The sequence below is a fragment of the Rheinheimera baltica genome, from assembly GCF_030731985.1.
GTDB classification, from domain to species: Bacteria; Pseudomonadota; Gammaproteobacteria; order Enterobacterales; family Alteromonadaceae; genus Alishewanella; species Alishewanella baltica.
In genome coordinates this window covers 273,568-287,811 of the sequence record NZ_JAPJDY010000001.1, presented here as the reverse complement: position 1 = coordinate 287,811, position 14,244 = coordinate 273,568, and the positions used below count along the sequence as shown (strand labels likewise).

At 48.4% G+C, this 14,244-nt stretch carries 13 protein-coding genes; 11 read left to right on the top strand and 2 right to left on the bottom strand.

The features are described from left to right. Nucleotides 1-141 precede the first annotated feature (141 nt). The 10 genes from hisG to ORJ00_RS01375 all read left to right on the top strand — a co-directional run bounded on the left by hisG (nucleotide 142) and on the right by ORJ00_RS01375 (nucleotide 11,713). Nucleotides 142-1,050, top strand: a complete 909-nt coding sequence (gene hisG / locus ORJ00_RS01420; protein WP_027669599.1) for an ATP phosphoribosyltransferase — start codon at nucleotides 142-144, stop codon at nucleotides 1,048-1,050. Nucleotides 1,051-1,052: 2 nt separating this feature from the next. Then, nucleotides 1,053-2,396 (top strand): histidinol dehydrogenase, encoded by a 1,344-nt coding sequence (gene hisD, locus ORJ00_RS01415; protein WP_306138761.1) that lies wholly within the window; start codon nucleotides 1,053-1,055, stop codon nucleotides 2,394-2,396. A gap of 8 nt (nucleotides 2,397-2,404) precedes the next feature. Then, nucleotides 2,405-3,520, top strand: a complete 1,116-nt coding sequence (gene hisC / locus ORJ00_RS01410; protein ID WP_306138760.1) for a histidinol-phosphate transaminase — start codon at nucleotides 2,405-2,407, stop codon at nucleotides 3,518-3,520. Next, entirely contained in the window at nucleotides 3,517-4,587 is a 1,071-nt protein-coding gene (hisB, locus tag ORJ00_RS01405; RefSeq protein ID WP_306138759.1) for a bifunctional histidinol-phosphatase/imidazoleglycerol-phosphate dehydratase HisB, read from the top strand. The genes hisC and hisB overlap by 4 nt, the downstream gene beginning before the upstream one ends. Further along, nucleotides 4,587-5,183 (top strand): imidazole glycerol phosphate synthase subunit HisH, encoded by a 597-nt coding sequence (gene hisH, locus ORJ00_RS01400; protein ID WP_306138758.1) that lies wholly within the window; start codon nucleotides 4,587-4,589, stop codon nucleotides 5,181-5,183. Before hisB ends, hisH begins: the two co-directional genes overlap by 1 nt. Then, the gene (hisA, locus tag ORJ00_RS01395; RefSeq protein ID WP_306138757.1) at nucleotides 5,180-5,917 is read left to right on the top strand and encodes a 1-(5-phosphoribosyl)-5-[(5-phosphoribosylamino)methylideneamino]imidazole-4-carboxamide isomerase; all 738 of its coding nucleotides are present in this window, start codon (nucleotides 5,180-5,182) and stop codon (nucleotides 5,915-5,917) included. The genes hisH and hisA overlap by 4 nt, the downstream gene beginning before the upstream one ends. Next, the gene (hisF, locus tag ORJ00_RS01390) at nucleotides 5,899-6,672 is read left to right on the top strand and encodes an imidazole glycerol phosphate synthase subunit HisF (RefSeq protein WP_027669605.1); all 774 of its coding nucleotides are present in this window, start codon (nucleotides 5,899-5,901) and stop codon (nucleotides 6,670-6,672) included. The genes hisA and hisF overlap by 19 nt, the downstream gene beginning before the upstream one ends. Nucleotides 6,673-6,982: 310 nt before the next feature. Then, the gene (gene hisIE / locus ORJ00_RS01385; RefSeq protein ID WP_027669606.1) at nucleotides 6,983-7,597 is read left to right on the top strand and encodes a bifunctional phosphoribosyl-AMP cyclohydrolase/phosphoribosyl-ATP diphosphatase HisIE; all 615 of its coding nucleotides are present in this window, start codon (nucleotides 6,983-6,985) and stop codon (nucleotides 7,595-7,597) included. Nucleotides 7,598-7,691: 94 nt separating this feature from the next. Further along, on the top strand, nucleotides 7,692-9,398 hold the full coding sequence (locus ORJ00_RS01380; RefSeq protein WP_306138756.1) for a diguanylate cyclase domain-containing protein: 1,707 nt from the start codon (nucleotides 7,692-7,694) through the stop codon (nucleotides 9,396-9,398). 161 nt (nucleotides 9,399-9,559) lie between these two features. Then, nucleotides 9,560-11,713 (top strand): S46 family peptidase, encoded by a 2,154-nt coding sequence (locus ORJ00_RS01375; protein ID WP_027669608.1) that lies wholly within the window; start codon nucleotides 9,560-9,562, stop codon nucleotides 11,711-11,713. A 239-nt stretch (nucleotides 11,714-11,952) separates the two neighbouring features. Here ORJ00_RS01375 and ORJ00_RS01370 read toward each other — a convergent pair whose 3' ends face one another. Beyond that, nucleotides 11,953-12,384 carry a CBS domain-containing protein gene (locus tag ORJ00_RS01370; protein ID WP_306125243.1) on the bottom strand — a complete coding sequence of 144 codons (432 nt, stop codon included), beginning with the start codon at nucleotides 12,382-12,384 and terminating at the stop codon, nucleotides 11,953-11,955. Nucleotides 12,385-12,598: 214 nt separating this feature from the next. Between ORJ00_RS01370 and ORJ00_RS01365 the strand changes: the two genes are divergently transcribed. Next, the gene (locus ORJ00_RS01365; RefSeq protein WP_305975519.1) at nucleotides 12,599-13,084 is read left to right on the top strand and encodes a fasciclin domain-containing protein; all 486 of its coding nucleotides are present in this window, start codon (nucleotides 12,599-12,601) and stop codon (nucleotides 13,082-13,084) included. A gap of 6 nt (nucleotides 13,085-13,090) precedes the next feature. Here ORJ00_RS01365 and ORJ00_RS01360 read toward each other — a convergent pair whose 3' ends face one another. Then, nucleotides 13,091-13,972: an EamA family transporter gene (locus ORJ00_RS01360; RefSeq protein WP_306138755.1), complete on the bottom strand. Its 882-nt coding sequence runs from the start codon at nucleotides 13,970-13,972 to the stop codon at nucleotides 13,091-13,093. Nucleotides 13,973-14,244: the final 272 nt, after the last annotated feature.

Genomic DNA, 14,244 nt, shown 5'->3' with positions numbered 1-14,244 from the left:
GTACTACACCATCATAGCGACTAGCCGTCCGATATTTTCGGAGGGCTATATTCTGGCGCTCCGGTGGTACAGCAAACAAACCCCGAGCCCAGGCACGGGGTTTTTGTTTATTACGCTTTATAAATTTATTGGGAGACAAGTATGAGTCCAGCAACAGAATCAAAACGCTTACGCATCGCCATGCAAAAATCAGGACGCTTGTCGGTCGACTCACAAGCACTGTTTGCCAGCTGCGGATTAAAAATAAACCTGCGCGAGCAACGCCTTATTGCGCATGTCGAAAACATGGATATCGATATTTTACGGGTGCGTGATGACGACATTCCTGGCCTGGTAATGGATGGCGTATGTGACTTAGGTATTGTTGGTGAAAACGTACTGGAAGAAGAATCCTTGCAGCGCAAAATGGACAACGATAGTTTTGATTACACCGTACTCAAACGTTTAGATTTCGGCGGCTGCCGTTTGTCTATTGCAGTGCCACAAGAAGAAGATTATACCGGCGTTGCCTCGTTAGACGGTAAAACCATTGCTACCACCTACCCGCGTTTACTGGCGCGTTATTTAAAAGAGCAAGGTGTTAATGCCCGTATTGTTAATTTAAAAGGCTCGGTAGAAGTGGCCCCACGTGCAGGTTTGGCCGATGCGATTTGCGATTTGGTCTCCACCGGTGCCACTTTAGAAGCAAACGGTTTAAAAGAAGTGGATGTTATATACCGAAGCAAAGCCGTACTGATTCAACGAAAAGGGCTTACCGACAGTAAACAACTACAACTGATTAATAAACTGATGCCGCGCATTAATGGTGTTATGCAGGCAAATGAAAGCAAGTACATTATGCTGCATGCCCCGCGCGCCCGTTTAGATGAAGTTATTGCGCTGTTACCCGGTGCAGAAAACCCAACGATGCTGCCGCTAGCCGGTAACGATGCCATGGTGGCAATACATGTGGTGAGTAGTGAAACCTTGTTTTGGGAAACCATGGAGCAGTTAAAAGCGCTTGGCGCCAGCTCCATTCTGGTTCTGCCAATAGAAAAGATGATGGAGTAACTATGACCAGTAAACCTGAGCAGGCGGCCAGGGTAATTAACTGGGCACAATTGTCAGCGCCAGCACAACAAGCTGCGCTGGCACGGCCTGACCTTGCCGATTCTGCAGCGCTAAGCGGCCAGGTAGCCGCCATTATCAACACCGTACGCCAGCAAGGTGACGCCGCGCTACGTGCTTACAGCAAACAATTTGATGGTCTGGATAACAACCCATTAGTGTTAAGCCACGAGGTAAAACAGGCCCAGCTCAGCAAGCTATTGCCAGAGCGTAAAGCGGCCATTGAATTGGCGTATGACAATATTCGTAAATTTCATGCTGCGCAGTTGCCACGTGATATTGAGGTAGAAACCAGTATTGGCGTTGTATGCCAGCTTAAAAGCCGCGCTATTGCTGCTGTCGGCTTGTATATTCCTGGCGGCAGTGCGCCATTACCTTCAACGGTGCTAATGCTGGGTGTGCCTGCGCAATTAGCCGGTTGTGGCCGTATTGTGCTGGTCACACCACCCGGTAAGCCGAAAGCTGGCGATATCGCGCCAGAAATTTTGTATGCGGCTGAGCTTTGTGGCATTAGCGAAATTTATACTATCGGTGGTGCGCAAGCCATCGCTGCACTGGCTTATGGCACTGCAACCATTGGCAAAGTGGATAAAATTTATGGCCCCGGCAACCGTTTTGTAACCGAAGCCAAACAGCAGGTTAGCCAGGATGCTAAAGGCGCGATGATTGATATGCCCGCAGGCCCGTCTGAAGTGCTGGTTTTGGCTGACGACAGCTCCAACCCGGCCTTTGTGGCAGCTGATTTGTTATCACAAGCCGAGCACGGCCCTGACTCGCAGGTTATCTTAGTGAGCGACAGTGCAGCATTAATTAATGCTGTACAGCAAGAAGTGGCCACACAATTAGCGCAGTTACCCCGCCAGGACATTGCTGCAGCGGCACTTAGCCATAGTCGCTATATTTTAACCACTGACCTGGCGCAAGCAGTTACCGTGACAAACGCTTATGCGCCCGAGCATTTAATTGTGCAAACCGCTTGTGATGATGAATTGACGGAGCAGTTTACCAGTGCAGCCAGCATCTTTGTTGGCAAGTGGACGCCTGAGTCAGCCGGTGACTACGCCAGCGGTACCAACCATGTGCTACCCACTTATGGTTATAGCAACACGGTATCAAGTTTGTCACTAACCGACTTTTACCGCCGTTTCACGGTACAAAAACTGTCGGCACAGGGCATGCGAAATATTGGCCCGGCCATCGTTACGCTGGCAGAAGCAGAAAGCCTGGAAGCACACGCCAACGCGGTACGTTTGCGCCTGGCAGAACTAAACACCATTAATCAGGGTTGAGGTAAAAGATGTCGGACAAAAACCCCACAGGCGTCAATCAGCTGGCCAGGCAACTGGTTAAAGATCTGGTGCCTTACGCTTCAGCCCGCAGCAGCATGAGCGGCGGTGCAGTTTGGCTTAACGCCAATGAAAACGCGTTGGCTCCAGCCTACCAGCTGGATGGCACTTTTAACCGCTACCCGTCTTGCCAGCCAAAAGCCGTGATCAATGCTTATGCCGCCTATGCCGGTGTCGCCCCCGAGCAAGTGCTCGTCAGCCGCGGCGCTGACGAAGGTATAGAGCTTTTAATTCGTAGCTTTTGTGAGCCCCGGCAGGACCGCATTACCATTTGCCCGCCGACTTATGGCATGTATGCCATTAGTGCCGAAAGCAACAAGACAGCGGTTGACAAAGTATTACTGCTACAAGGTGAGCAACTTGATTTGCCGGGCATTTATGCCACCAAGCCTAAACTGGTATTTATCTGTAGCCCGAATAACCCAACCGGCGATTTGATCCCGCAAGCGCAGATTATTGCGGTACTTGAGCACTTTGCCGGCAAGGCGTTAGTGGTAGTAGATGAAGCCTACATTGAATTTGCCCCACACGCCTCAGTGGTGAATTTACTGAGCAGATACCCGCATTTGGTAATACTGCGCACGCTGTCTAAAGCCTTTGGTTTAGCGGGCTTACGCTGTGGTTTCACCCTGGCGGCGCCGGAAATAATTAACGCACTGAAAAAGATGATAGCGCCCTATCCCATCGCCGAGCCGGTGGCACAAATTGCGGCTCAGGCTCTGTCAGATAAAGGCATCGTACAAATGCAACACAGTGTGGCGACAATCAATCAACTACGTGACGACTTTATCGCTTTTGCCAGTGCGCAAAGCGGCGTGAGAAAAGTCTGGCCCAGCAATGCCAACTATGTGCTGTTGCAGGTAGACAATGCTGCAGATTGCGTTGGCGCTCTGGTAAAAGACGACATTCTTATTCGCAATCAATCCAGCCAACTTGGTTTGTCTGAAGTGGTACGGGTATCCATTGGCACCCCAGATGAAATGCAACGCTTACAGCAGGCGATGCAGCAGTATTTTACTAATAGCTTAAACACCGAGAGTTTAAAAACAGAGGGAGTAAACGCATGAGTGGCCAGCCTATATTATTTATCGACCGCGACGGCACCATGGTAGAAGAGCCCCCCATTGACAAGCAGCTCGACAGCCTGGAAAAGCTGGCTTATGAACCTGGCCTGGTGCCGGCGCTTTTAAAGCTGCAAGCAGCGGGTTACCGCCTGGTCATGGTCACTAATCAGGATGGTTTGGGCACCGACAGCTTCCCACGCAACACCTTTGATGCGCCGCAAGACAAAATGATGCAGTTACTCAACTCACAAGGTATTCAGTTTGATGATGTATTGATTTGTCCACACTTTGACGCAGATAACTGCAGTTGCCGTAAACCCAAACTTGGGCTGGTAAAAGACTACCTGCAACAAGGCAAAATCGACTTTACCAACTCTTATGTTATTGGCGATCGTGCGACTGATGTACAACTGGCAGAAAACATGGGATTACCGTCGTTTCAGTACAACCGCGAAACCCTGGGCTGGAGCGAGATTACTAAACAACTGCTAAGCCGTGGCCGTAAAGCTACCGTGCGTCGCACTACCCGAGAAACCGACATTGAGATCAGTGTTGATCTGGACAGCAGTGGCAATAACTTTTTTGGCACCGGCGTAGGTTTTTTCGACCACATGCTGGAGCAAATTGCCACCCACGGCGGTTTTTCACTGCAGGTAAAAGTGACTGGCGATTACCACATTGACGATCACCACAGTGTGGAAGACACAGCATTGGCACTGGGCCAGGCGTTAAAGCAGGCACTGGGCAATAAACGTGGCATTAACCGCTTTGGCTTTGTTTTACCCATGGATGAATGCCGCGCTGAATGTGTGCTGGATTTATCCGGCAGGCCATTGTTTGTGTTTAATGGTGAGCTGGGTGATGGTGCCGTAGGTGGGTTAACGCTGGAGATGGTGCCTCACTTTTTCCGCTCATTAAGTGATGCCATGCTGATGACACTGCACTTAAGCATTACCGAGGGTAATAAGCACCACAAGGTAGAAGGGTTGTTTAAAGCCTTTGGCCGCGCGCTACGCCAGGCGATAACGGTTTCGGGCGAGGCTCTGCCAAGCTCTAAAGGGGTGTTGTAATGAGTAAGCTGGTTATTGTTGATACCGGCTGTGCCAATATCAGCTCAGTGTATTTTGCCTTTAAACGCTTAGGCGTAGAAGCCAGCATAAGCCGCGAAGCAGGCGTTATTAAAGCCGCAGACAAAGTACTGCTGCCCGGCGTTGGTACTGCCCATAATGCGATGGCAAAGCTACAGCAGGCAGAACTTGTCCACACCTTGCAAAGCCTACAGCAACCGCTGCTGGGTATTTGTTTAGGCATGCAAATGCTTACCAGTCACAGCATGGAAGGTGATGTGCCCTGCTTAAACCTGATACCAGGCGAAGTATTGCCGATGCAAAGCGCGGGCTTGCGCTTACCGCATATGGGTTGGAATACGCTACACAGCATCAGTGACCACCCATTAATGCAGGGTTTTACTGCCAGTGACTATCTGTATTTTGTACATAGCTTTGCTGTTGCACCAAGCAGCTACAGCCTGGCGCAATGCCACTATGGTAGTGATTTTGCTGCCGTGATTTGCAAAGACAACGTAGCCGGCGCCCAGTTTCACCCCGAGCGTTCAGGCAAAACCGGCGCGCGTTTATTACAAAACTTTCTGGAGTGGCAGCTATGATTATCCCCGCCATTGATTTGATTGACGGCAATGTAGTTCGGTTATATCAGGGCCGTTACGACAATACCACGCAATATGATTTCAGCCCGCTTAGCCTGCGTAATCAATATGCTCAGGCCGGCGCCGATTGGTTACATATTGTCGACCTATCTGGCGCCAAAGACGCCACTAAGCGTCAGTTAGCCTTGCTAACAGAACTGATGACAGCGTCACCGCTACACATTCAGGTAGGTGGCGGTGTGCGAAACGAGCAAGACGTTATTAATTTGCTCGACGCCGGTGCCGGCCGTGTAGTGATTGGTAGTTTAGCCATTCGCCAAAGCGAACTGGTGCAAGGCTGGGTGCGCAAGTACGGCGGTGACCATATTGTGTTAGCGCTGGATGTAGCAATAAATGAAAAAGGTGAAAAAACCCTGCCCTCCCACGGCTGGATTGAGCAATCGAATATTACCTTAGAGCAGGTGCTTGATGGCTATATTGACGCGGGCGCTAAGCATGTACTGTGCACCGACATCAGTAAAGACGGCACCTTAACGGGTTCCAATGTACAGCTATACAAAGAGTTAGCAGCTAAATACCCACAAATTCAGTGGCAGGCTTCAGGCGGCATTGGCAAGCTGGATGATATTAGCGCTTTAATAGACAGTGGCGTAGCCGGTGTTATTTTGGGCCGCTCATTGCTTGAAGGTAAGTTCAGCCTTGAGGAGGCCATAGCATGCTGGCAAAACGGTTAATTCCTTGTTTAGATGTACGCGATGGCAAAGTGGTAAAGGGCGTACAGTTTCGTAACCACGAAATCATTGGCGACATAGTGCCATTGGCGCAGCGTTACGCCGAGGCCGGTGCAGATGAACTGGTGTTTTACGATATCACCGCCTCCAGCGACGGCCGTGTCGTCGATAAAAGCTGGGTGCGCCGCATTGCCGAGGTTATTGATATTCCGTTTTGCGTTGCCGGTGGGATTAAAAGTGTTGAAGATGCTGGCAAAATACTGGAAATGGGTGCAGATAAAATTTCGGTTAACAGCCCGGCTCTGGCAAGACCCGAACTGATTAACGAGCTTAACCACAGCTTTGGTCAACAATGTGTGGTTATTGGCATCGACAGCTTTTTTGATGTTGCCTCTGGTCAGTATCAGGTGTATCAGTTTACCGGCGATGAAAGCCGCACACAGAAAACACAGTGGCTTACCCGCGACTGGGTGGCAGAGGTGTTAAGCCGCGGTGCTGGTGAAATCGTACTTAATTGTATGAACCAGGACGGTGTGCGTCAGGGTTATGATATTGCGCAATTAAAAAGCATTCGTGATATTTGTAGCGTGCCGTTAATTGCCAGTGGCGGTGCCGGTACTATGCAGCACTTTACTGACGTATTTAGCAAGGCAGATGTTGACGGCGCACTGGCAGCCAGTGTATTTCACAAAGGCATTATTGAAATTGCACAGCTTAAAGCCAAGTTGATAGCTGATGGCATCAGCATACGGCCGTAAATGCAGAAACGGAGCATCGAACACGCAATCACTGCGTACATTTTTTCTGCGACACGCCGTGAACCCATCCATGGGGGCTCGTCTCAGCCCGTCCAGGGCTTCAACGGTCGCTGAAAAAAGTACATCCGCGCTTGCTTTGCTTGTGCCAGCCGCAAAGCAAATGTCTAATGCGCCGAGGATTAGTTACTAAACAGAGCGTCTGTGGCATGGATGCCACAGAGGAGCCTACAAAGATGTATTTACGGCGTCTCTGTGTAACTAAACCTCAGAGCTTACAACGGTATGGCGCAAAATTATTTAAAGGTTACATATGAAAAAAGACACACTTACCACCCTAAACTGGCCCGAAACCCAGCTATTACCGGCCATAGTACAACATGCTATCTCTGGCAAAGTGCTAATGCAGGGCTATATGAACCCCGAGGCGCTTGAGCACACGCTGCAAAGCAACAACGTTACCTTTTTCAGCCGCAGTAAACAGCGCTTGTGGACTAAAGGCGAAAGCTCTGGCAACACGCTAAAACTAGTTAGTATCGACAACGACTGCGACGCCGACAGCATTTTAGTACTGGCACTGCCACAAGGCCCTACCTGCCATGTTGGCACCGAAACCTGCTGGCACGACAATAGCGCCAATAGCCCGCAATTGGCTTTTTTATATGACTTGGAGCAAGTAATTAAAAGCCGCGAAGGCGCAGACCCCAGCAGTAGCTACACCGCCAGTTTATTTGCCAAAGGCGTAAAACGTATTGCTCAAAAAGTGGGTGAAGAAGGTGTTGAATCGGCGCTTGCCGCGATGGCGGGTGACAGAGAAGAGCTGGCCAACGAAGCGGCCGATCTGATGTTCCACCTGCTGGTACTGCTACGTAGCCAAAAGCTGGAATTAAATGATGTGATAAAGGTACTGCAGCAGCGTCACAAGTAATTAAATGCTGGCAGTTTGTATGTACAGTAATTCACGACAAATATTTAATGTGTAACTGGCAGCAAACTGTAAAGCAAACTAAACTGTTCGCGACATGACAGCCAAATCGCCACATCTGCATCGTGAGGCAAACCTGATCCAAATGCTGGACCCATTATCCAGCGATTGGAATAAGGCCATGCCAGAACCTGATACTACGGTTACCCGTACGTTAGTTGCTGCGCTCGATTTTAGTCGTTTAAATGCCCTGTTTGAAAATTTCCTGCAGGTGATGAATGTTCCCATTGCTTTAATTGATTTACAGGGCAAGGTACTTGCTTCTTCTCGTTGGCAACGTGCCTGTATTCAATTTCACCGCCAAGCAAGCCCAACATTAGGCCGCTGCTTAGAAAGCGACAAAAACTTAGCAATGCAACTGCAGCAAGGTAAAAATTATTCTATTTATCGTTGCGGTAATGGCCTGACAGATTGCGCAACCCCTATCATGTTGGAAGGTGAACATATTGCCAATTTGTTTATTGGGCAATTTTTCTTAAATGAACCCAGCACAGAGCACTTTATCGCGCAGGCCAAAGAGGCGGGCTTTGCACAAGATGACTATATGGCTGCTTTGGCCGAGGTCGCTATTGTCGATGAAAGTAAACTCCCCGCCATGCTGAATATGCTGGGGCTATTGGCCCTACAAATTACCGAACTTAGCCTGACTAATGACCGCTATCAACGCAGCTTGCAACATACAGAACAACAAGTTACACAGCGTACGCAAGAGCTGCAAATGCAAAATCAAATCCTGAGTCAAATTAGTGAAGGTGTCGCACTTAAAACCATCTTACATAATTTGGTTATGCAGGTAGAGCAGCTTAACCCTAAAATGATTTGTTCTATTTTACTGTTAGATACCGATGGTGAGACGCTACGTCATGGTGCGGCACCATCGTTACCTGACGCTTACAATGAGGCGCTTGATGGCATAAAGACAGGCGTAGGTGTAGGCTCTTGTGGTACCGCTGCGGTAACAGGCGAAACGGTCATTGTTGACAATATAGAGACTCACCCTTACTGGCAACCTTATCAGGCACTCGCCGCACTGGCCGATGTAAAAGCCTGCTGGTCTCAACCGGTTAAAAATGCTCAGGGTGAAGTACTGGGCACCTTTGCTATTTATCATAACGAGCCCACAGCGCCATCACCTGAGTTACTCAAACAAATTGTTGCATACGGCAACTTAGCCGAATTAGCAATAAGCCGCAGTTTAAGTACCTCTCAAATACGTCAGTTAGCGTTTTATGATGCTTTAACAGGTTTAGCCAACCGCCGCTTGTTGGAGGAACACTTGCTACAAGCCATGTCATCCAGCCAGCGCAATCAAAAATACTGTGGGTTAATGTTTATTGATTTGGATAACTTTAAGCCAGTTAATGATTTGTTTGGCCATAAAGTTGGCGATACCCTGCTGATAGAAGTGGCTAAGCGCTTAACCACAACCGTTCGCTCAGCAGATACTGTTGCCCGCTTTGGTGGCGACGAATTTATTGTGCTACTACGTGACATTGATACTGATACCAAGCTTAGCCGGCTCTACATGCAACAAATAGCATTAAAGATTGCTCAAGAACTGTCCCGCCCTTATCCGCTGTCGGATAATCTGATGCACCAATGCGCTTGCAGTATTGGACTGGTGTTATTTCAAAACGACAACGATTATGACGAGCTACTCCGCCAAGCTGATAGCGCCATGTATCAAGCAAAACGCCAGGGGTCGAACCAGCCATGTTGGTATTCAGCTCAAACAGCAGAGTAAATTTGGTGCTGTAATCACTACAGAACGCTTTTTGTCTTTTATTTACCACATTAAAATGTAACAGGCTTTGTCTGTGTATTGACAAGCTATTGCCAGCCAAAGACTATAGCGTGTTAATTACGTATAACATTTCTTACAACACAAAAATAAAAAGAGTCCTTATGAGAAAATCTATTCTGATGCTGGCCTTGGCCAGCAGTTTCGCCATGGCAGATGAAGGCATGTGGATGCCGCAACAATTGCCAGAAATTGCCAACGAGTTAAAAGCTGCCGGTCTTGCGCTAGACCCTGCAGATTTAACCAAGCTAACCGAATTTCCAGCCGCAGCTATTGTCAGCTTAGGCGGTTGCTCTGCTTCTTTTGTTTCACCCAATGGCTTAGTTGCAACCAATCATCACTGCGCTTATGGCAGCATTGCTCACAATTCCACACCAGAAAATGACCTGTTAGCCAATGGCTTTTTGGCTAAAACACTAAGTGATGAAGTACCCGCTGCGCCAGGTAGCCGTATTTTTGTCACTAAAGCAGTAGATAACGTTAGCGACAAAGTAATCGATGCGGCTACGGCTAAACTGAGCGGTAAAAAGCGCATTGATGCCATCGAAGCGAACCAAAAAGCGTTAGTAGCCGAATGCGAAAAAGACGAAGGCTATCGTTGTACCGTGGCCGCTTACTACGGCAGCCTGGAGTTCTACCGTATTAAACAACTGGAAATTAAAGACGTGCGTTTAGTACATGCCCCGGCTGAAGGCGTGGGTAAGTTTGGTGGCGACACCGACAACTGGATGTGGCCGCGCCATACAGGTGATTACAGCTTCTACCGCGCTTATGTCAGCCCGGAAGGGAAATCGGCTGACTTTAGTGCTGACAACGTACCTTACAAGCCAGATTTTCACTTAACCCTGGCTAAAGATGGCGTCAAAGAAGGTGATTTTGTTATGGCCATGGGTTACCCCGGCCGCACCAACCGCCACCGTTTACCCAGTGAAGTGAGTGAAACTTTTGAATGGTCATACCCTAACACGGTAAGCCATTTTAAAAATACGCTAGATATTATTGGCCGCGAAACAGCCAACGATAAAGACGCCGACCTTAAATATGCCAGCCGTGTGGCGGGTTTAAATAACTACATGAAAAACCGCCAGGGCATGCTGGATAGCTTTGCCGACAGCGATTTTTTAGCACGCAAAACAGCGGAGCATGTGGCATTAACGGCTTGGGTTAACAGCAGCCGGGATAATAAAAAAGCCTACGCGGATGATTTAAAAACAATAGAAAAACTGCTTAAACAGCGCCAGCAACAAGACCGTCGCGACTACCTTTTAGGTAATGCAAAACCACGGTTGTTAATAGCTGCCAGCGCCCTTTATCGCCTGTCAGAAGAGACCACCAAACCAGATGCACAGCGTAAAGCGGGTTACCAAAGCCGCGACTTACCACGCTATAAAGCCTTTGTTGCTGGCATGGAACGCAACCTTGCCGTTAGCGTAGAAAAAGCGTTGGACTTATACAACCTTGGCCGTTATGCCGCGCAGCCTAAAAAGCAGCGTGATGCCGAGTTTGATAAAGTAATGGGCATTAAAGATGGCATGAACGAGCAGCAACTTAAGGCGTTAATTGACAGTTGGTACGCCAACTCGGGCCTTGCTACGTTAGAAAACCGTAATGCCCTGCTTGAAATGACCCCTGAGCAGTTTGCACAAAGCAGCGATAGCTTTGTAAAAGCTGCCGTGGCACTGCATAAATGGACGTTAAAGCGTGAAGCTGAAGAGGAAGAACTGGAAGGCAAAATTCAGCAGGCCTATGCCAGCTATATGCGCGCGAAAATTGCGTTTATGCAGTCTAAAGGCCAGGCCGTTTACCCCGATGCTAACAGCACTTTACGGGTAACCTACGGTAACGTAAAAGGCCGGGGCCATGGTAACGAAGACGGTAATGCCTGGGCGCCGTTCACCACTCTGCGCGGTATAACGGCTAAAGCCACTGGTGAGGGCGAGTTTAACGCACCACAAAGCCAGCTTGATGCCATTAACGCCAAGCAGTACGGCCCTTACAAGGTAGAAAGCTTAAACTCTGTGCCGGTAAACTTTTTAGCCACACTGGATATTACCGGGGGTAACTCTGGTTCAGCGGTATTAAACAGCAAAGCTGAGCTTGTGGGCTTAGCTTTTGACGGCACACTAGACTCTATAATTTCAGATTGGGATTACAACCCAAACAATACCCGCTCTATTCAGGTAGATCACCGTTTTATGCTGTGGCAAATGCAGCTGGACGGCGCTGAGAACCTGTTAAAAGAAATGGGTGTTAAATAACCATCCGCAAAAAGGGCCGTAAGGCCCTTTTTTAATTACAGCTCCGATTCGAACCGGCTTGTCCACACAGGCACGCCGTAAATACATCCCTGTTGGCTCGATTATAAACTTCGTCCATGAAGTTAATCCTGCGGACCAGCTTCGCTGTTCAAATTCGCTCCAGACGAATTTGTCCGGCATCCATGCCGTCAACGGTCTGTTTAGAACAAGCCGATTCTCACTAAGTTGAGGCCTCTTATCTAGTTTGTTTTTTCTAATAATTCTGCTGCCAGCCGGACAAAATCTGATGACGTTAAAATCCCCATTAGCTTGTTATTTTCATCCACCACCGGCATACAACCATGACGGTTCGTAACAAAAAAACCGGCGACGTCTTTCAACGACTGATCGGGCGTTACCGCAGCAAAATCGGTTGCCATTAAATCGGTGATAAGTTGCTGTTTTTCTTTACGCTCAAGCGCCGTAGCACCAAATTGCGCCATTAACCCCATAACCTTAGCTATCATAATCTTTTGCGTCAGCATGCCCACCAGCTCGCCTTTCTCGTCTATTACCGGAATATGCCGCACATTCTTACTACGCATCAAATCATGGGCGTCTTTTAAACTGGCATCACGGGTAACGCACAAGGGATCAACGGTCATCAGTTCAGCAACAGTGCGAATAGTCATGCAAGGCTCCTTCAATGAAATTTGTATAGGCACCCATAGATATAGCGAAAAATTGGCATAGCTGCAGCAAACTGGATCAAGTTTTTCGCCGTACGCTGGCAAAACAATATGGTTTGGCAAAAAAGTAAAAATTTAAATCTGATCTTTCCTGGCAAAGCCTGCGTTGTTATAGCTGTAAATTATGTCTAACTTTGTACTAAAAAAAGGAAACATTATGAAACTGTCACAGCTTATTACCGGTTCATTGTTACTAGGTTCATTGCTGGTTACCGCCCAAGCCCATAACCACAAAATGAAAGCAGACATTGTTGATACTGCTGTTGCGGCTGGTTCATTCACCACTTTGGTTACTGCAGTAAAAGCAGCTGAGCTGGTAGAAACACTGAAAAGTGAAGGCCCCTTTACCGTGTTCGCGCCAAATGATGCAGCTTTCGCAAAAATACCGGCAGCCGATTTAAATGCGTTAGTTGCCGACAAAGCAGCGTTAACTAACGTACTTACCTATCATGTTGTTGCCGGTAAAGTAATGGCAGCTGATGTTGTAAATTTAACCTCAGCTAAAACAGTTCAAGGTCAGGATCTGGCCATTACCGTTAAAGATGGCAAAGTCTATGTTAACGGCGCTCAGGTTATTGCCACAGACATAGAAACCAGTAACGGTGTAATCCACGTGCTGGATTCTGTAGTAATGCCAAAATAACGCGGTTTATTCTGTCTCAGGCTTTACCGCCTGAGACGATGTTAAAGAGCTACCTACAGACGCGACAATAACCAGGCCTATTGCCAGCCATTGCCACAACGTTAATAACTCAGCCAAAAGAACAAAACCCGCCAGCGCGGCAATTGCCGGTTCCACACTCATAAACACGCTAAAATTTTGCGATGTCATGTTTCTAAGCGCTACCATCTCCAGCGAATAGGGCAAGGCACTGGATAACACACCAACCAATAGCCCAAGTGGTAATACGTCCCAGCTTAATAACGCCATACCCTGGCTTATGGCACCAATAGGTACCAAAAACGCCGCTGCCACTGTCATGCCCAGCGCTACCGTAATACCGCCAGAGCCTTTAGCATTGGTTTTTTTACCAAATAATATATAACCGGCCCAGCAGGCACCTGCGGCTAATGCTAAAACCACCCCAACCGGATCCAACGCATCTACGCCATGCATGTCCGGCAATAACAGTAAAATACCGGCAAGGGCACAGGCGACCCAAACAAGATCACGCTTACGCCGCGATGAAAACAGTGCCACAGCTAAGGGTCCGGTAAATTCCAGCGCGACACCAATACCCAGCGGAATGCGCTCAATAGCTAAGTAAAACAAAATATTCATGCCACCCAGGCAAATACCATAGGTAATAACCGCCAGCCAGTCGCGCCGTCCTGATGGCAGGCTGCGCCAGGGGCGAAATACCAGCCATAGCACTACAGCAGAAAAGCCCAGGCGCAGCGCGGTAGTGCCCTCTGGCCCAACTAATGGAAACAACTGTTTTGCAATTGAAGCACCAGACTGAATAGTGATCATTGCCAGTACCACACTGACAATAGCCACCAGCAACGCACGATTAACCGAAATAGACATAGAAAAACCTGACAGGAAAAGCACCACGCTTAGAAAAGATATTGTAGCCCGCAACTGCTGCAAAAGGCACGTCATGATGCCCCAGGATGCGGCGTTTGTGCCTTATTACAGGGCAAAGCTCAGCGTGGTTTGGCTCCACCCTGCTTGCAAAAACACGAAGTTGTCAAAACAACATCATTATGTAGCAATAGGTTAAGCGCAAAGTGCCATTTGCGGGTTCATGCTACCGGCATTTTTCAAGCTAGTGGCACACTATCTGCTTTATTAACGTT